15 protein-coding genes are annotated in these 18,802 nt (G+C 57.7%); 10 read left to right on the top strand and 5 right to left on the bottom strand.

Going from position 1 to position 18,802, the window contains the following annotated elements:
• Position 1 precedes the first annotated feature (1 nt).
• On the top strand, positions 2-940 hold the full coding sequence (locus tag MKJ04_RS01155) for an NADP-dependent oxidoreductase (RefSeq protein WP_241638439.1): 939 nt from the start codon (positions 2-4) through the stop codon (positions 938-940).
• Between the two features lie 91 nt (positions 941-1,031).
• Here MKJ04_RS01155 and MKJ04_RS01150 read toward each other — a convergent pair whose 3' ends face one another.
• Positions 1,032-1,994: an NAD(P)-dependent oxidoreductase gene (locus MKJ04_RS01150; protein ID WP_317246691.1), complete on the bottom strand. Its 963-nt coding sequence runs from the start codon at positions 1,992-1,994 to the stop codon at positions 1,032-1,034.
• Positions 1,995-2,116: 122 nt separating this feature from the next.
• On the bottom strand, positions 2,117-4,591 hold the full coding sequence (locus MKJ04_RS01145) for a penicillin-binding protein 1A (protein ID WP_241638435.1): 2,475 nt from the start codon (positions 4,589-4,591) through the stop codon (positions 2,117-2,119).
• A gap of 357 nt (positions 4,592-4,948) precedes the next feature.
• Between MKJ04_RS01145 and MKJ04_RS01140 the strand changes: the two genes are divergently transcribed.
• A complete protein-coding gene (locus MKJ04_RS01140) occupies positions 4,949-6,277 on the top strand; it encodes a sugar porter family MFS transporter (protein ID WP_241638433.1) in 1,329 nt (442 codons plus the stop codon).
• A 54-nt stretch (positions 6,278-6,331) separates the two neighbouring features.
• Positions 6,332-7,213, top strand: a complete 882-nt coding sequence (locus MKJ04_RS01135; protein ID WP_241638431.1) for a carbohydrate kinase family protein — start codon at positions 6,332-6,334, stop codon at positions 7,211-7,213.
• Positions 7,214-7,270: 57 nt separating this feature from the next.
• On the opposite strand, the gene MKJ04_RS01130 is transcribed toward MKJ04_RS01135, so the two are convergent.
• A complete protein-coding gene (locus tag MKJ04_RS01130) occupies positions 7,271-7,636 on the bottom strand; it encodes a hypothetical protein (protein ID WP_241638429.1) in 366 nt (121 codons plus the stop codon).
• Positions 7,637-8,114: 478 nt separating this feature from the next.
• On the opposite strand from MKJ04_RS01130, the gene MKJ04_RS01125 reads away from it, so the two are divergent.
• Entirely contained in the window at positions 8,115-8,636 is a 522-nt protein-coding gene (locus tag MKJ04_RS01125) for a DinB family protein (protein ID WP_241638427.1), read from the top strand.
• Positions 8,637-8,766: 130 nt separating this feature from the next.
• On the opposite strand, the gene MKJ04_RS01120 is transcribed toward MKJ04_RS01125, so the two are convergent.
• Positions 8,767-11,373 (bottom strand): M1 family aminopeptidase, encoded by a 2,607-nt coding sequence (locus tag MKJ04_RS01120; RefSeq protein ID WP_317246690.1) that lies wholly within the window; start codon positions 11,371-11,373, stop codon positions 8,767-8,769.
• Positions 11,374-11,504: 131 nt separating this feature from the next.
• Here MKJ04_RS01120 and pxpB point away from each other — a divergent pair, with 131 nt between their 5' ends.
• The 4 genes from pxpB to MKJ04_RS01100 are packed head-to-tail and all read left to right on the top strand — an operon-like array spanning position 11,505 to position 15,205.
• Positions 11,505-12,248, top strand: coding sequence for a 5-oxoprolinase subunit PxpB (gene pxpB, locus MKJ04_RS01115; protein ID WP_241638425.1), 744 nt, complete (start codon positions 11,505-11,507; stop codon positions 12,246-12,248).
• The gene (locus MKJ04_RS01110) at positions 12,238-13,245 is read left to right on the top strand and encodes a biotin-dependent carboxyltransferase family protein (RefSeq protein ID WP_241638423.1); all 1,008 of its coding nucleotides are present in this window, start codon (positions 12,238-12,240) and stop codon (positions 13,243-13,245) included. Before pxpB ends, MKJ04_RS01110 begins: the two co-directional genes overlap by 11 nt.
• Positions 13,242-14,021: a LamB/YcsF family protein gene (locus tag MKJ04_RS01105; RefSeq protein WP_241638421.1), complete on the top strand. Its 780-nt coding sequence runs from the start codon at positions 13,242-13,244 to the stop codon at positions 14,019-14,021. The genes MKJ04_RS01110 and MKJ04_RS01105 overlap by 4 nt, the downstream gene beginning before the upstream one ends.
• Positions 14,018-15,205, top strand: coding sequence for an NRAMP family divalent metal transporter (locus MKJ04_RS01100; RefSeq protein ID WP_241638419.1), 1,188 nt, complete (start codon positions 14,018-14,020; stop codon positions 15,203-15,205). The genes MKJ04_RS01105 and MKJ04_RS01100 overlap by 4 nt, the downstream gene beginning before the upstream one ends.
• Positions 15,206-15,505: 300 nt before the next feature.
• Here the strand turns inward: MKJ04_RS01100 and MKJ04_RS01095 are convergent, their stop codons facing one another.
• Positions 15,506-16,534, bottom strand: coding sequence for a patatin-like phospholipase family protein (locus tag MKJ04_RS01095; protein WP_317246689.1), 1,029 nt, complete (start codon positions 16,532-16,534; stop codon positions 15,506-15,508).
• Positions 16,535-16,978: 444 nt separating this feature from the next.
• Here MKJ04_RS01095 and MKJ04_RS01090 point away from each other — a divergent pair, with 444 nt between their 5' ends.
• Together MKJ04_RS01090 and MKJ04_RS01085 are read left to right on the top strand one after the other, a co-directional pair.
• On the top strand, positions 16,979-17,374 hold the full coding sequence (locus MKJ04_RS01090; RefSeq protein WP_241638417.1) for a hypothetical protein: 396 nt from the start codon (positions 16,979-16,981) through the stop codon (positions 17,372-17,374).
• Positions 17,375-17,640: 266 nt separating this feature from the next.
• Complete coding sequence (locus MKJ04_RS01085) at positions 17,641-18,792, top strand: glycoside hydrolase family 26 protein (protein ID WP_241638415.1); 1,152 nt, start codon at positions 17,641-17,643, stop codon at positions 18,790-18,792.
• Positions 18,793-18,802 lie beyond the last annotated feature (10 nt).

Raw genomic sequence — 18,802 nt, 5'->3', positions numbered from 1 at the left:
CATGAAAACAGCCACATACGAAGCGTTTGGTGGACCAGACAAAATAAAAGTAACCTCGCTGGAGGTACCCGAGCTGAAAGAAGGGGAGGTGCTGGTGCGCATCAAAGCAGCCGGGGTGAATCCCGTGGATGCCCTGGTGCGGGAAGGCTACCTGAAGGATTTCCTGCCGTACGAGTTCCCTATTGTTCCGGGCTGGGATATGGCCGGCGTGGTGGAAGAGCGGGGATTCAGTGCCCGGCGGTTTAAGGTTGGCGAGGAAGTATATGCCTATGCCCGGCGCCCGGTGGTGCATGGAGGCACCTTTGCCGAGTACATCGTGCTTCCCGAGAGCTACCTGGCCAAAAAACCGCAGCGCATTTCCTGGGAGGCAGCCGCAGGTATACCCCTGGTTGGCCTTACTGCCTATCAGGCGCTGTTTGATGCCGGGCAGTTGGAGCCAGACCAGACGGTCTTGATTCTGGGGGGCTCCGGCGGCGTGGGAAGCATGGCCATCCAGCTGGCAAAGACGAAAGGAGCCAAGGTGATCGGCGTGGCAAGCCAGAAAAACCATGCCTTCATGAAGGAAAACGGCGCGGATCATGTGCTTGATTACAAAGACACGAATGTAGGCGAAGAAGTGAAGAAGCTATACCCCGCCGGGGTAGACCTGATTTTTGACTGCGCCGGTGGCGATACTCTGCAGCAGAGCCTGGCTGGGTTAAAGCCGAACGGTACTCTGGTCTCTATTGTGCATCAGGGAGAGGGGCTGGACGACGGCATCAACTTCCACTATGTTTTTGTAGAGCCGAACGCCAGCCAACTGGATCAGTTGCGGGAACTGGCCGAGTCTGGCCAGCTGAAAGTGCATGTCAGTGAGACATACCCACTGGAGGATACCGCCAAGGCACTGGACCAGATACTGTCGGGCCATACCACAGGCAAGATCGTGATTGTGCCCTAACGGAGGTTCTTTCACCGGCTGATCGCTAACCGAAAGCGGCCGCCCCTGTATGGGAGCGGCCGCTTTTTGTTTCTGCTGCTTTCAGTTTCTGCTATTGATTCTCCCCGTCATCCGGGAGGTATAGCCGGTAAATGGCCGACAGGTCCTCCTCGCCGAAGCCCTGCTGCTTGGCCTGGGCATACAGCTCTTTCGTGACTTGTAGCGAAGGGAGGGCCACGTTCTGCTCGTAAGCGGAGATGCTGGCCAGATGCAGGTCTTTGTGCATCCACTCCAGCGGAAACTCAGGCGAGAAATCCCTTTTCAGGAGTTTGTCCTGCTTCAGTTTCAGGAAAGGGGCGGCGGCAGGGGTGTTCAGCAGCGTCTGGCAGAGTGTCTCCTCCGAAATGCCCAGGGCAGTGCCCAGCCGCAGCGATTCGGTGAAGGCTGCCATCGCCTGGGCCAGCAGCATGTTGATCACCATCTTCATACTGGCCCCCTGCCCGTTTTCCCCTACATGCACCACGTTTTTGCCCATTACCTCCAGCAATTCCCGCACCTGCGCCAGGTCTTCTTCCGGGCCTCCCACCAAAAAGATAAGCTCGCCTTTCTCCGCCGGTATCAGCGACCCGGAAACGGGGGCATCCAAAAAGCGCAGGCCCATTTTGCGGGCCTGGTGAGCCATCTTCTTCGTGAACGACGGGTTTACGGTGCTGCAGTCCACCCAAAGGGAGTTGCCGGGCAGGGCGCGCAGAAAGCCGTCGGGGCCAACGGCGGTTTCTTCCACCGCATCAGGCGTGGCCAGCATCGTGAATACCAGGCGGCACTGCCTGGCCACCTCTTCTGCCGATGCTGCCCGAACTGCCCCCTGGGCCACCAACTCATCGGCTTTGGCCTGGGTGCGGTTGTATACCACCAGTTCGTGGCCGGCGCGCTGCAAGTTTGTCGCCATGCGGCTCCCCATTATTCCGAGTCCTATAAATCCTACTTTCATCTGTTTATTTGTATATTTTTTTGATATGTCAGGAACAGCTTTCTTCCTCAGGGTACGCAGTGAAGGTGCCTGTGGGTTATACACTGCCGATCGAAGGAGGAATGTATCGTATGCTTCTTTCGGATAAGCAAATCATACTGCCCAAAATCTATAGGATAGTGGGTAATCCTGAACATATGACTGCACTGTTGCTTGCCTGGCTTGCACTACTTGTTTTTCCTGCCGCGTTTCTTTTCTTTCCGGCGTTGCTTCCAGTCTTCTTTCCAGCCTTTGTAGGTCTGCACAGCCTTGTCTTTCACACTGTCAAAAATGCGGTCCACAAAGTTTTGGGGCGGGGCCTCGGCCCGGAAAGAAGCGCAGTCGAGCTGGCCCTGCAGACTAGGGGCGAGCGGTTCGAACTGGCTTTTCATATACCCTGGATAGGCGGGGTCCAGGGCAATGCGGCGCATGAAATCACCCCAGACAGGCAGGGCCGTGCTGGAACCCTGGCCAAGGGCCAGCGTCCGGAAGCGCACCTTCGGGCTCTCGGCACCCACCCATACCCCCGTCACCAGCTTCGGGGTAATGCCGATAAACCATCCGTCTGCGTTGTCCTGCGTGGTGCCCGTCTTGCCCGCGATATCCATCTGCAGGCCAAACTCGGAGCGGAGCTTTGCCGCGCTGCCTTCTTCCACCACGCCCTGCATCAGCGCCAGCATGACAGCCGCGTTTTTGGGCGAGAGGACCGATTTGCCATACCCGTCGGGGCGGTGCTGGCGGATGACATTGCCGCTGCGGTCCGTTATTTTTTCGATGTAAACAGGGGCTACATGGTGGCCATCGTTGGCGAAGGTGGTATAGGCGCTCACCATCTCCAGCAGCGACAAGTCGGCCGTGCCCAGTGCCAGCGACGGCACGGCAGGCAGCTCGTTCTCGATGCCGAACCTGTGCGCCAGGGCCACCGTGCGGTCCACGCCAGCCTCCAGAATCAGCTGAGCAGACACCGTGTTGACAGAGTGTGCCAGTGCGCCCCGCATGCTGTACTCGCCGCCATACTGCCCGGTGGCGTTCTGGGGCGACCAGTTGTCGTACTCCGGGTATGTCTTGCGCACGTTGGGGAAGAAGGTGCAGGGGGCAATGCCTTTCTCCAGGGCGGCGGCATACACAATGGGCTTAAACGTGGAGCCCACCTGCCGCCGGGAGCGCACATGGTCGTACTTGAAAATGTCGTGGTTGATGCCGCCCACCCAGGCGCGGATATACCCTGTGTGGGGTTCCATGGCGAGCAGGCCCGTGTTCAGGAACCGCTCATAGTAGGCCAGCGAATCCATCGGGGTCATTTCCCGCTTGGTGCTTCCTTTCCAACTGAACACGTTCATGGCCACCGGTTGCCCGAAAGCATCCCGGATATCGTTTTCAGAAACACCGGCTTTCTGCATTTTGCGGTAGCGGTCGGAGCGGTACATGGCCGCCTGCAGCACTTTGCTATCCCGGCCCCACGGGGCCCTGCCTTTCCAGTGCTGGTCGAACTTCTGCTGCAGCAGCGCCATGCGGCGGCGTACCGCGCGCTCGGCATGGCGCTGCATGCCTGCGTCCAGGGTGGTATAAATCTTCAGCCCGTCGGTATAAAGGTTATAGGGGTCGCCGTTTCTATTCTTCTGCCGCACGCACCAGTCTTCCAGCTCCAGGCGCAGCTGCTCCCGGAAGTAGGGGGCCAGGCCGTCGTTGTGCGTCACGTAGCGGTAATTGAGCTCCAGGGGTAGTTTTTTCAGCGAGTCGGCGGCGGCTTGCGGAAGGTAGTCATACCGGGCCATCTGGTTGAGGACCACGTTGCGGCGGTGCTGCGCGCGCTCCGGGTTCAGGCGAGGGTTGTAGGTGGTGGTGGCCTTCAGCATCCCGATCAGCACAGCGGCCTGCTCCGTCCTGAGCGAGTCGGCTGAGGTGTTGAAGAAGCGCCTGCTCGCCCGCTCGATTCCGTAGAGGTTGCCGCCCATGGGCACGGTGTTCAGGTACAGCTCCAGCAGTTCCTCTTTGGTATAAATCCCCTCCAGCTTGCGGGCGATGATGATCTCGCGCAGCTTGTTCACGGGCATGTCCCAGAGCTTGTAGTCTTTGCGCGGGTATAGGTTTTTGGCCAGCTGCTGGCTGAGGGTGCTTCCGCCGCCCGCGCTCTCCTGCAACAGCACCGACTTGATCAGCACCCGAAACGAACTCCTGACATCCACGCCGCTGTGCTTATAGAAACGGGCGTCCTCCGTCGCGATCAGGGCCTGGATGGCCGCCGGGGCGATGGCATCGTAGGAAATGTTGGTGCGATCCTGGATATAATAGCGGCCCAGCAGCACGCCGTCAGAGGCGTATACCTCCGAGGCGGTGTTGTTCTGCCGGGCTCGCAGTTCGCGCTTGGAGGGCATGTGGCCGAACACACCCATGAACACGGCCATGTAAAAGAGCGTGAACAGCAACAGCAGCACCAAGCCACCCTTGAAAGCAACCCGGAAGAGGTATAAAAAGTCTGAGCGTTTGGCATCCTTTAGCCTGAAAGCGCGCACCCGGTTCCATTTGTGCTGCCAGTAGGCGCGCGTGAATTTGGACTTTTGGCTCCCGAAAAACAGTTTGAGCTCCCTTTTCAGGAACAGCGTGACCGGAAGGATGATGGTGTAAACTATAAACTTGATGATCTTGATGAGCACACGCTTCATGTGTTGTTTTTATACCTGTTTTTATCGCGCCGTAGCGTCGGCTGCCTCCTTTACCTCAGTTTGAGACTGCGAGTTACAAACGTTTTCTGATTCCCGAAAAATAGGACGGCTTTCCGGCTATCCGCCGAAGTGGCTGGCAAGAATTGCGCCAGACCCTGGGCCGGGGCGGCGGCACGTTTCCCCTATGGTATGCCTTTGGGGCTTCACGCTGCGTGAGCAGTTAATTTCTGCCACAGGAGGGGTATACTCCGCAATTGTTTCCTATCTTGGTTACCAGTTGCAGGCACTGCGCCGTGTTCCGGGCAGCGCGGGCTGGCACACGAAAAAGTATGTGAAGGTATATATAAGCTGATTCAGATGAACAAAAAAGTTTTCTTATGGTCGATTGTGGTGGCCCTGGGCGGTTTCCTTTTCGGCTTCGACACAGCTGTGATTTCCGGTGCGGAGCGGGCCATACAGCAGGTATGGGACCTCGATGTGTTTGAGCATGGGCTCACGGTGTCCATCGCGCTTTTCGGCACCGTGCTCGGCGCGCTCCTCGGCGGGATTCCCTCGGACGCCATGGGCCGCAAGAAAACCCTGTTCTGGATCGCCGTCTTTTACTTCGTCTCAGCAGTGGGCTCTGCCATGGCCACCGACTGGTATCTCTTTTTGATGTTCCGATTCCTGGGTGGGCTTGGCGTGGGTGCCTCGTCGGTAACGGCGCCGCTGTATATCTCCGAGATCGCCCCGGCCAAATCGCGTGGCAGGCTGGTTGCCCTTTTTCAGTTCAACATCGTGTTCGGTATCCTCGTCGCCTTCCTGTCGAACTACCTGATCAGTGGCTCCGGGGCAAACGACTGGCGCTGGATGCTGGGGGCCGAGGCGTTCCCAGCCATCGGTTTCCTGGTCGGGGTGCTTTTTGTGCCCGAGAGTCCGCGCTGGCTTATCCTGAAGCGTAACCGGGTGGAGGAGGCGCAGCGGATACTGCAGATCGCCAACCCCGAGACGGATGCCTCCAAAACCGTGATGGAGATCCTTGTCTCCGCCAAAACGGACGTGACGAAACCCAAGGAGCCCTTCTTCTCCAGCCGCTATCGCAGGCCTATCACGCTGGCCGTGCTGTTTGCTTTCTTTAACCAGCTATCAGGCATCAACGCCATCATTTACTACGCGCCGCGCATTTTCGAGATGACTGGGCTGGGCACCAGCTCCGCCCTCCTTTCCTCGGCGGGCGTGGGTCTCGTCAACTTCCTGTTCACGCTGCTGGCCCTTAACTTCATCGACCGCTTCGGGCGGCGCACCCTCATGTTCATCGGCTCCGTCGGGCTCATCATCACGTTGGGGCTGGTAGCTGTGGCTTTCTACACAGAGAGCTTTCAGGGGTATGCCGTGCCCATTTACCTGTTCGTCTACATCGCCTTTTTCGCTTTCTCGCAGGGAGCAGTTATCTGGGTGTTCATCTCTGAGATCTTCCCCAACCAGGTGCGCGCCTACGGGCAGGCGCTGGGCAGCTTCACGCATTGGCTGCTGGCTGCCGTTATCGCGTTCGCTTTCCCCTATGTGGCCGAAACCCTGGGCGGCGGAACCACCTTCCTTATTTTCTGTATGATGATGGTGCTGCAGCTGGTGTTTGTGTGGCGCATGATGCCGGAGACGAAAGAAACCTCGCTGGAGGAGATCGGCCGGGAGGTGGTGCACCAGTAAGGGAGCTGCCTGGCCCTAAAATTGATTTGATTCGATCTTAAAATCTACTGTGCTATGGATCATAAAATTGTTTGCTTCGGAGAGATGCTCTGGGACATGCTGCCCAGCGGGGAGCTGCCGGGTGGGGCACCCATGAACGTGGCCATCCATATGCGGTACCAGGGCCTGGAGCCAGTGGTGGTAAGCCGCGTTGGCGACGATGCGCTGGGCGAGAACCTGCTGGCTTACCTCACACAAAAGGGAGTGCAAAACCAATGGGTGCAGGTAAACGAGGGGCACAAAACAGGCGTGGTGCTGGTAAACGTGAGCAACCGGAGTGAGGTGAGCTACGACATCGTGCAGCCGGTGGCCTGGGATTTCATACAGTTGCAGGACGGCCTGCGGGAGCACGTGGCCCAAAGCGACTTTTTCATATATGGCAGCCTCGCGGCCCGCAGCAAAACCTCACGCGACACGCTGCACGAGCTGTTGAAGATCGCCAGGCTAAAAGTGTTTGACGTGAACCTGCGCCCGCCATACTATAGTCGGGAAGTGCTGGAACCGCTGCTGCAACACGCCAACATCGTGAAGATGAACCACCACGAGCTGATGGAGATCACGGAGTGGCACCACCCCTTTACCGACGAGCAGGGGTGCATGGCTTTTGTGCGGGCGCATTACGGTGTGCAAACCATCATCGTGACCCGCGGCGAGAATGGCGCGGCCGTGTTGTGCGACGAGGGCTATTTTGAGCAGGATGGCTTTCACGTGGAAGTGGAGAACACCATCGGGAGCGGCGATGCCTTTCTGGCAACGTTTCTCGCCAACCACATCAAAGGCAAAAGTTATCTGGAGGCGTTGCGGCAGGCCTGTGCCGTCGGGGCGCTGGTGGCCACGCAGCGGGGCGCCACACCTGAAATCGCGCCCGAGGCTGTGGCACATCTGTTACAGGGCTAAATGTGGCGCACAGCACCTGGGCCTGGAGCTGTGGAAAAAGGTATGAGCGGAGTGGAGTCAGTTGCGGGCTTTGTTGTATTTCCGGAGCACTTCCAGGTAAGGGATGTTTTCGCCGTAAAACTTGCAAAGCGACTGCCATATCACGGGATGTGGCAGGGCCTTAAATTCCTGGCGCAGCGTAAGCGTGTAGGCCTGCAGCAGCGAGAGCCCCTCTTCCTCCTTCAAAACCGCCAGGGCATAAGCCACCGCCCTGCTGATACCGGCACCGGAGGCAATCAGCACGTTTTTGCCTAGATGATGCTCCAGCAGTATAAAATCCACGCCTCTCCGAAAATCCTTAAGCGAAAAAGGAACATCGTTCTCGGTGGGGATATAAAGGGTATGTATACCCGGGTATTGCTCCAACTCCTCTAACTCCAGCATGGCTTTGATACGATGTGCGTATAAGCCCGGAAGGTTGTGCGTATCCCGGTACTTCCCTATAAATAACCATGGCCGTACAGGATACATAACAGGTTGTTAAAATCACGAAACGGTAGTTTAAGGTGGATGCTCGCTGTTTAAAGGCATCCGCTTATTACTATATACGTGTTTTGGGGTTAAATAATACAATAAATACTTAAAATAGATATATACTATAAGCAGGCTTCGTGCCAGGTATGCCCTGTTATGAAAACCACGGCAATTATTTGCCTGCAAAGCGGCAAGAGAAGGTATTGTGCCACCTTACCAACGCGTTTAACTGCGCGGAACCTGCCTGCCAGGGGTATAATAACCCTTCGAGCTGCAAGATGCGTTTGCGGTATAACGTATGCCAGTCAGCAAGCCTGTGGCAGGTTGTGTTGTTTCTGGCTGCTTGTCAATTCGGTAAGACCGGGATCCTTAAAAAATCAAAACGAAAATGACCTCTGACCCAAAACCTGAAGTATGGCTACGCGGACCGCTGCCCGATATGCCGCCGTTGCTGCAGCCTGTGGCCCATGCGCTGCTGCAGGCCAAAGAAGAAGTAAGCACGCTGATGCTGGGTTTCCCGGACGAGCTGCTTTGGAAACGCCCCGCCGGCGTGGCCTCCGTTGGGTTTCATCTGCAGCACCTCACGGGCGTGCTCGACCGCCTGTTGACCTATGCCCGTGCCGAAGCCCTCAGCCATACCCAGTTGGAGGCACTGGCAACAGAGGGGAAATGCCCAATGCCCACCTGCCATATCCTGGGCCTGGTGCAAATCTTCGACCGGCAGGTAGACCGGGCCTTGAAGCAGTTGCGCCATACCGATGCGCAAACGCTGCTGGAGCCGCGCGGCGTTGGGCGCGCACAGCTGCCGTCTACGGTGCTGGGCTTGCTGGTGCACGCCGCCGAGCATACCCAGCGGCACGTGGGGCAGCTGAGTGTTACCGCCCGCGTGGTGCGCAGCAGGGCGGAATAAAGCGGGTCCTTCCGTTCTGGGAGCCCGAACGTTGCGGTGAACTCTTTGCGACGCTCAGGCTTCCTGTGGCTCCTCATATTTTCACTGGTGGAGGTAGCATGCCATTTCGAGTTATACCCCTTTCCGAAGCTTATAATTCTCCTTGTTCCTGCAACAGCTTCTCAGCCCGGAACAGGTTGTCTGCGGCCTGCAGAATCTTGGCTTTCAGCTTCGGATTATAGTTAGGGTGCTCCGCTAAAAACTCGCGCACAGTCTCGGCGGCGGTAGTGGTCTGGTAGCCTCCAAAAGTAGCCTGGAGCCAAGCATACGGGAAAAAGATGTCGCCTGTCTGCTGAATCTCCTCCAGCAGGTCGAGGCTTTCTTTCAGGTACTTTTCAGAGGTGCTGGCCCGCAGCTGGTGGTGCAGGTATGCCAGCGCGGCGTTCACCCACGATTCCTTCTCGCGGTTTTGCGCCAGTTTCAGCGAAGCGAAAAAGGCGTCCCGCTGCCCTGCCTCCGCCGACAGGGCAGGCATCAGGAACTCCAGGCGCTTTTTGCGGTCCGGGTTTTTGATGCGGGTGAGTTGCTGTAGCAGGATGTCGCCATCGGAAACTGTATAATCCCGCACGGCCAGGGCCAGGGCCAGCGCTGTGTAGTCATCTTCGGTTAGCTTCACGCCGACAGGGGCTTTTTGCTGTTGCCATACATGGTATAGCCTGTCCTTCGCCTCCTGGGTCAGCGCAATGTTCTGGTAAGCCTTGAACAGGAGCTTTTTGGCATTGGTGTCCGTCTGTTGGTGCAGGGCTTTCCAAAGCTCAGCCTCCAGCGTTGGGGCCAAGACGGCGCGTGTGGCAGGCGTGCTGAAATCCCAGAAAATGCTGCCGAGCTGGCTGGTCAGAAGCTTCAGGTTAAGCTCCTCCTTTTCCATAGAAAGCCCTGCCCGGTATACCTCCAGCAATTGTGCTGGCCGTACCGACCGGCCATTCAGCATGTTCTCGTACAGGGTGATGTAGGCCGATGCGCGCGCCACCGGATCCTGGATGGAAAAGAGGGGGGGCAGCATGCGCGCATCCACCGGGAAAACGCCGTAGCCCTGCCCCGAGCTGTTGAAAAGGATATACTCCGGTGCGGCCATACCCGCTGCCGAATCCACGGCAACCGTGCGCTGGCCCATGTGCACCGTCAGCTGCTCCTGCCGATCCGGGTATACCAGCGTGACTTCAAAATACTGGGGCCACAGGCGGTCTGACCCGTCCTCACCCTGCTGCGTTATCTTTAAGCTTTTAATTTTTCCGTTTGCCTCGTTCAGGGTATAAGCAAACTCCGGGCGGCCCGGCTCGTTCACCCATACCTGGTTCCAGGCCTGCAGGTCGGTGGGGGTGCGGGCGTCCAGTATCCGGATCAGGTCGGCCCAGGTGGCGTTGCTGTTCGCATAGATTTTCAGGTACTCCTGCAGGCCCTGCCGGAAGTCGGCCTCCCCCATCAGGCGCTCCAACTGGCGCATCACCACGGGGGCCTTGTGGTAGATGATGCTGCCATACAGCGAGCCCGCGTCCTGCAGGTTACCCAGCGGCTGCCGGATCGGGTTGGCGCCCTCCGTACGGTCCACGCCATACGCAGCCGGAAAATGGTCGATCAGAAACTTGAGGTCATAGTTGGCATTGGCCACCGACACCTGCGTGACCTTGTCGGCCATAAAGTTGGCGAACACCTCCTTCATCCATACATCATTGAACCACTTCATCGTCACCAGGTCCCCAAACCACATATGCGCCGTCTCGTGCGCGATCAGGTTCGAGCGCGCAATTTTCTGGTCCTGTGTGGCTCCTTCGTCCAGAAACAGGGAGGACGCCTTGTAATCAATAGCACCCACGTGCTCCATGCCGCCATACTGAAAGTCGGGTATGGCAATGAAGTCGAACTTCTGAAACGGGTAAGGCAGCTGGGTATACGTTTGCATGAACTCCAGCGCATCGGCGTGTATCCGGAAGATCGGGTCGAGGCTCAGGGCCAGCTTGCTCGCGTCTGTCTCGCGGTGGTAAAAGCGCATTTCCCGGCCATTCATCTCTCGTGTCACCATGTCGAACTTTCCGGCTGCAAACGAGAACAGGTAGGTGCTGATGGTGTCGGAGGGGCCAAAGCGGTAGGTTTTGGCCGAGCCGGTAGTCAGGGTGTCAAGCAGCGGGCCGTTTGCCAGGGCATTCCAACCTGTTGGCACCGTAAGCGTGAGCTTGAACGTAGCTTTCAGGTCCGGCTGGTCGAACACCGGGAACACGGTGCGGGCCCTGTCGGGCACAAGCAGGGTATACAGGTAGTCCTCGTTGCGGTTCAGGGAGAGGTCCCCGGCTAGGAATTCGATGGCGACCTCGTTGCGGCCTTTGCGCAGCCGTCTCGCGGGCAGCACAAGGTGTTCCTGCTGATGTATGATGTCCACCTGCCGTCCGTTTACCGACACGCTTTTCAGATTGGCGGTCGCTTCTTTGAAGTCGAGTTGCAGCGGCGCGGCGTTGTCCTGGAGGTGAAAGGTTATGGTTTCGCTTGCCTGCACAGGCTCCTTTTTTTCGGGCGGTATGTTCAGGTTAATTTCATAGGCAAGCTGGCTAATGAGGCGTTTCCTGTGTGCGGCCAGCGCCTCGGTCACGCCAGTTTCGACGGCGGGGGCATCTGTAGGCGGCATGGTGCGGGGGCTGCAGGAGCAGAGGGCGGCACTGGCGAGCACAAGCCCTGCTGCCAGGCATCGGATCGGTTTTTTCTTCATCGTACCCCAAAAATAGAATTTATATTACATTTACGTGCCCCCACGGGCCACTAATCCGCTGGCCGGACAAAACCAAGCGCACCTGTACCCGTTCGATTGGGAGAAACCAGGTATGCAGCAGCACAAGAACTATGAGAAAGCTGAAAGAGAGCGATATCCCGACCGTACGGCTATACCCCCTCGGAGACGCGGCCGTGGTGGTGCACTTCGGCGACGCGATCGGGGAGGAGACGCACCGCCAGGTGCGGGCGTTTGTGGCCTGTCTCGAGGAGCATCCGTTTGAGGGCCTGGTGGAGTATGTGCCCGCCTTCACCACGGTTACGGTATACTACAACCCCTGGGTGATCAGTGAGAAAGGGGAACTCAACCCTTATACCAAGGTCACCGGGTTTCTGCAGCGGATGCTGCCCCTGATGGGCAAAGGCAGGGCTCCGCTGGCGCAACGGGTGGTGGAGATCCCGGTGGCGTATGGCGGGGAGTATGGGCCCGACCTCGACGCGGTGGCCGCGCACACCGGGCTGCAGCCCGGGGAGGTGATCGCGCTGCATACCCAGCCAGACTACCGGGTATACATGATTGGCTTTGCCCCCGGCTTCCCATACCTGGGCGGAATCTCAGAAAGGCTCGTTACCCCACGCCGAAGCTCGCCACGGCCGGACGTGCCCGCGGGCACAGTGGGCATCGCCGGGAACCAGACCGGGGTATACCCGCTGCAGACACCCGGCGGCTGGCAGCTGATCGGCCGCACACCCATTCCCTTGTTCAACCCGGCCAACACCCCGCCCAGCCTGCTGCAGGCCGGTGACCTCGTGCGGTTTGTGGCCATTTCGGCAGAAAAATACACGGAGATGAGAAAGGAGCAACATGAGTCTTAACATCCTGAGCCCCGGCCTGCTCACCACAATCCAGGACCTGGGGCGGTATGGCTACCAGAAAGACGGGATGGTGGTGAGCGGTGCCATGGACCCCTTCGCCCTGCGTGCCGCCAACCTGCTAGTTGGCAACGAGGAAGGCGAGGCCAGTATAGAGATAACCCTTCAGGGGGCCAAAATCTTCTTTCCCAAAAAGCAGCTGATCGCCATTACGGGCGCAGACTTGTCGCCGACGATAAACAGGAAGCCGGTGAAAGGCTGGCGCCCCCTGCTGGTGGAGGAGGGCAGCATCCTGGAGTTTGGGGCACCGCGCAGCGGCTGCCGGGCCTACATCGCCGTGGCCGGCGGCTTTGACCTGCCTGCCGTGCTGGGGAGCAAGTCCACGTACCTGCGCGGGGGCATCGGGGGGCTGTCGGGAAGGGCGCTGCAGCGCGGCGACACGCTGCTGTGCCGCGACTTCCCCGCCAAGATGGAGGCCTTCCTCCGCGGCCTGACCACCGCGCTGCAGGAAAACCCTCTGTCGCAGGCCAACTGGTCCGTCGACGTGTCGTTGCAGGTTACTTACGATGGCCCGCAGGTTGTCCGCGTGGTCCGGGGACCGGAATACCTGCTTTTCTCAGAACAGAGCCTCCTCGATTTCTGGCAACTGGCCTACCAGGTCACGGCGCAGTCGGACCGGATGGGTTACCGCCTGCTGGGCACCCGGCTGGCGCTGGCCTCCCCTGAAGAGCTCATTTCCAGCGCCGTGACATTCGGCACGGTGCAGGTGCCGCCCGACGGCAACCCGATCGTGCTGATGGCCGACCACCAGACTACGGGAGGATACCCCCGCATCGCGCAGGTTATTTCCGCAGACTTTTCTAAATTGGCGCAGCTCGTGCCGCGGCATAAAATCCATTTTAAGGAAGTGACCCTGGAAGAGGCGCAGGCGCTCTATATCCGGCAGGAGAAAAACCTGGAGAAGATACGGGCAGCCCTTCATTTCAAAACCAAACCATGACGACACACCTTGCGGTAGACCTTAACTGCGATTTAGGCGAAAGCTTTGGGGCCTATCAGTTGGGCAACGATGCCGAATTGCTCCAGTACGTGACCTCCGCCAACATCGCCTGCGGCTTTCATGCCGGCGACCCGGTGGTGATGCGCCGCACCGTGCAACTGGCGCTGGCCCAGGGCGTGGCCATCGGCGCGCATCCCGGCTTACCCGACCTGGTGGGCTTTGGCCGCCGGGAGATGGCCGTAACGCCAGAGGAAGCCTATGCGCTGATGGTCTACCAGATCGGGGCACTGGCGGCGTTTGTGCGGGCCGAAGGAGGTGAGCTCCACCACGTAAAGCCGCACGGGGCGCTCTACAACATGGCTGCCGTGCAACCAAGCCTGGCACAGGCCCTGGCCGAGGCCGTGTATGCCACGCAGCCGGAGGCCATCCTGTATGGGCTGGCGGGCAGCTCCCTCACCGCCGCCGGGGAGCGGATCGGGTTGCAGGTGGCCCACGAGGTATTCGCTGACCGCACTTATCAGCAGAACGGCACCCTGACATCCAGGAAATTGCCCGATGCCCTGATCAAGGATGAAAAGCAAGCCATCAGCCAGGTCCTCCGGATGGTACAAGAGGGGAAAGTGGCCTCGCAGCAGGGGCCGGATGTGGCGATTCAGGCAGACACCGTTTGCATCCACGGGGATGGGCCGCATGCGGTGGCCTTTGCCCGACAGATACAGCAGGCACTCCGCGAGGCGGGCATCGTGGTTCAAGCAAAAGGCAGGGTTTCCGGATGAGGCCAAAACGAAACTGGAGCGTGCTCCTGGGCGCGGCGTTTCTGATGGCGACCTCTGCCGTAGGCCCCGGCTTCCTGACCCAGACCACTGTTTTCACGCAGTCGCTCTCCGCCAGCTTTGGCTTCGTGATCCTGATCTCGATCATCATCGACATTGGCGTGCAGCTGAATGTATGGCGCATCATCGCGGTGTCCGAGAAACGGGCGCAGGACATTGCCAATGCCGTGCTGCCGGGGCTGGGGGCTTTTATCGCTGTGCTTATCGTGCTGGGCGGACTGGCGTTTAACATCGGCAACGTGGGCGGGGCCGGTCTTGGGTTTAACGTGCTGCTGGGCATCTCCCCTGAAGTTGGGGCTGTGCTGGCCGCCGCCATTGCCATCGCCGTGTTTTTAGTGCGTGAGGCTGGCAAGGTGATGGACCGTTTTGCACAGGTGATGGGCCTGCTGATGATCCTGCTGATCGTGTTTGTGGCCATCACCTCGGCACCCCCGGTTGGGGAAGCCTTTGTGAAAACCTTTGTGCCGGATGAGCTGGATGTGATTGCCATCATCACGCTCGTGGGCGGCACCGTGGGCGGCTACATCACGTTTGCGGGAGGCCACCGGCTGCTGGATGCCGGGGTGAAAGGGGAGGCCGCGCTCCCCGAGGTGAACACCAGCGCCGTGATGGGCATCTCGGTTGCCTCCGTAATTCGTATTTTCCTGTTTCTGGCCGCGCTGGGGGTTATCAGCAAAGGGCTGACACTGGACGCCGCCAACCCGCCCGCCTCTGTGTTCCAACTGGCAGCCGGAAACCTGGGGTATAAATTGTTCGGCGTCGTGATGCTCTCAGCAGCTGTCACCTCCGTCATCGGGTCGGCTTATACCTCCGTGTCCTTTGTCAAGTCGTTCCACAGCGGCGTTGCCCGGCACGAGAACTGGGTCATCATTGGCTTTATCGCTGTCTCTACGGTTATTTTCGTCTTCGTGGGCCGCCCCGTCAAACTGCTCATACTGGCGGGAGCGCTCAATGGTCTCATCCTTCCCATCACGCTGGGCACCATCCTGATCGCGGCATACAAAACGAGGGTGGTGGGCCTGTACCGGCATCCCGTTTGGCTCACTGTATTCGGGGTGCTGGTGGTGCTGGTGATGGCCGGAATGGGCGGTTATACCCTTTGGCAGCAGTTGCCAGCCCTGTTTTAACAATAGCATGGAGAGCATAATTAAACTTCAGCTCGGCTCCGCTCGGCTCTTTCGGACTTCCAAGTCCGGAAGCCACCTGCAGGGGATTTCCTAATCCCCGTGGTCCTACTCACGCGGATTAGGAAATCCGCAGCAGGAAAAGTTTCGGATTAAGAAATCCGAAACAGCGGAAAAGACCGGATTAATCCTCTCCTTTCACATTGTCATTACTGAAGTTACAAAAGTTTAAAATTGTACTTCAACTTGTTGCTGTAAATATATGAGTTCACGTCGTCTTTTATGATGTTAAGGCCCACGGCCTTATTCCGGGTTTCTCGCGTGCAGGTAGGCGGCGGTATGCGCCCGGCCGCTGCGCAGCAGGAGTTCTTTCTGGTTGTGTGTCAGTCGTTTTACGCGTGGCGTGATGCCGACAGAAGAAACGGAGATAGTTCTGTCCCAGTCTGCGGCCAGCAGTTGATTGCGGTTCAGGTTCTCGAGGGCAAGGATGTAGAAAGCCGAGACATAGGCCTGCAGGCTGTTAATCTGTAGCGGCACGAGCTCCCGGGTCAGCGCATCGTTTTTGAGCTGCTCATCGGAATCTATCCGCACTCCGAGCGTCTCGCTGTTGGGTATGCGCGACGTCTGGTGGAGTGAATCTGTTGTGATCTGGTCGAACAGCGTGATGGGGAAGTTGCCGAGCAGGCCGCCATCCACCACTATATCCAGGTCATCGTGCGGCTGGCCGTGCTTTTCGTGCACTTTCCCGGTGCTGTCGATAAACACCGCCTCAAAGTAGAGCGGCACCGACATGGAGGCCCGCACCGCGTCTCTCACTTTCATGTCGGGGTAGGTCTCGTGCGAGAACACGTAGAGCTTTTGCCGGTTCAGGCAGGTGGCTGTCACATACAGGTCGGTATAGCCCAGGGCATGCAACTCCCGGAAAGTGATGTCAGGGTTGCCTGTTTTCTGCGCGACGATATTGCCCAGCCAGTCCGCGAATTTCCGGGTGCGGTACCAGCCAAAGCTGCGGTGCAGGCGCAGCAACCCACCGATAAAGAAAAACCTGCCGTCGTTGAACTGCTGGAACTTGGTGTTGTAGATAATGCGCTCCATCTCCGCAGGGGTATACTCCAGCGAAACCATCAGCGCGGTGATGGCGCCAGCCGATGTGCCGCCCACTTTCTCAATGTCCTGTAACACGCCTTGCGCACTGAGTTCCTCCAGCACACCCGCGTAGGCAAGCCCCCTAATGCCCGCTCCCTCAAATACCAGGTTCTTTATTTTCGTATCCTGCGCACAGGCCACGCGAAAGGCAAACGTGAGGAGGCAGAGCGCCATTGTCTTTTTCATAAGGGGTATGTTTTCAATGGATTCGGGTATGGCGTTAGCATGTACAATTGCCGGGAGTAGCCATACTGCAGCCAATCCGGAAGGCAAAGGCAACTGCCGCTCACTGGTTTATACAGGGAATTAACGAATTAAATTAGGAATTGTCATATATTTTCCGTATACTATAGTTATAGGTCGATTCTCGTCAACAATTTTTCGGTTTCACCAGGCCCCAGGCAGTGCCATCCTAAAGTAAAGCGTATACTTTTCGGCAATGCCAGCGTATCTCTAACAGGGGTTGTACCTCCATTACAATTCTTTTCGCACCACTGCGGACGCTGTCAGTCCTGCATTCCGGCGTGCGTTTCTCTGGTCAAACTGGCTATGGAAAAGGGTTCTTCCTATTTATCATACCTGTTGGCATGGTGCCGGCAGCATAATTATTTTTCACTTAAAAAACCATACATGTTACAGTCACGGAAAAAAACAGAGGATTACAATTCATATGCAGAACAAGTTATCAAGTTTGCCCAGAAATCAGGCTACGATAATATCAAGGCCGACTTTACGGGGTATACCTCGCCAGCATCTTTGAGCATGGTGAACACCGACCTTACCTTAACGCCCGATTTCACGGCGCGGCGCGGAAACGACAAGTATTACTTTGAGTTGGTGGTGAAAAACGATCATGAGGAAGAGCAGCGCACCCTGATCAGCAAATGGAAAGTACTCGAATCCGTGGCCCGCATGAAAGGTGGTTGTCTGCGTTTGTTTGTGCCGCGTGGTAGTTACAGGTTCGCCACTACGCTGTTGCAGCAACACAACATCGAGGCGCAGCTGACCAAGCTGGACGATTTATAAGATACCCTCAGCCTCCAAAGTCGGGCTGGAGTTTGCGTGCAAAGGAGCCTGTATTTCAGGATTTCTCCTTTGTACTTCAGTTCAGCTTCAGATTTTACAGAAAGAAGTCCCAAGAGCGCATAATAGTATTTTAGCATACTTTAGTATATACTTTGTATTTTGGCATTAATCCATTTTGTTATTGTGATTTAATGGGATGATAGATGCCTTGGCTTCGTGGATGCCTTGTTAAAAAGCGCGTGTGGTGGTACCTTAACTGCCTCAACATGCAGAAAGCATTCATGAAAAAGCTATTTCTCCTGCCTTTACTGGCCGCGCTGTTTTTGGTGGGCTGCAGCGCCTCTAAACCAATTGACGCAGCGGCTACCAGCGAAACCAAAGCCCTGTACCAAAATTTAGGCAAGCTCTCGAAGAAGCATACCCTTTTCGGGCACCAGCACGCCACTGAGTATGGCCACGGATGGTCCGGCGACCAAAACCGCTCCGACGTGGCTTCCGTCACGGGATCGCACCCTGCGGTGGTCGGCGTTGATTTCAGCGGGTTTTCCGGGCGATCTCCCCAGGCCATTGCACAGGCCAAAGAGGCGGTGCGGCAGAACGTGGTGGATACCTATAACCGTGGCGGCGTGACCACCGCGGCCTGGCATTTTTCGAACCCGGTGTCTCCGGGCGGGTTCTACTGGGTCGATTCGCTCTCGCTGCCTGCCGTGCGCTACATCATACCTGGTGGCGAGGCGCACGCGCAATACAAGGAGATACTGGACGGCATCGGCGCGTGGGCGCACAGCGTCAGAGGGGCCGACGGAAAGCTTGCCCCTGTTATTTTCCGTCCTTTCCATGAGTTTGACGGCGGCTGGTTCTGGTGGGGTAAGCCCTATGCATCCCGCGAAGAGTTTATCTCGCTGTGGCAATTCACGGTGTCCTACCTGCGCGATAGCCTGGATGTGCACAATTTTATATATGCCTTCACCCCGGATAACAAGTTCCGGACGGAGGCCGAGTTTCTGGAGCGGTACCCCGGCGACGCGTGGGTGGATATGGTGGGTATGGACAACTACGGCGACATGGGCCGCGACCGCTATGCTGTCGACACAGCCGCCATGAAGCTGAAAATCGTGTCGGACTACGCCAAAAAGGCCGGAAAGCTGGCGGCCTTCACCGAAACAGGCCTCGAATCCATACCCGATACCGCGTGGTGGACCAACACCCTGCTCAGGACCATGAAGCGCGACGACATGCGCCTTTCCTATGTGCTGGTATGGCGGAACGACATCAGAAGCCCAACGCATTATTACGCCCCTTACCCGGGTCAGGTGAGCATCCCGGATTTCATGAGGTTTTACCACGATGACTATACCCTGTTCGAGAAAGACCTGAACCACATCTACGAAAAGAAGAAGTTTCTGGGCCTTTTTTAACCGAGTCTTT

It is taken from the genome of Pontibacter sp. E15-1 (assembly GCF_022601975.1).
Classification (GTDB): Bacteria; Bacteroidota; Bacteroidia; order Cytophagales; family Hymenobacteraceae; genus Pontibacter.
Note: the sequence above shows the minus strand (reverse complement) of the source record. Positions and strands in the feature narration are given on the sequence as shown.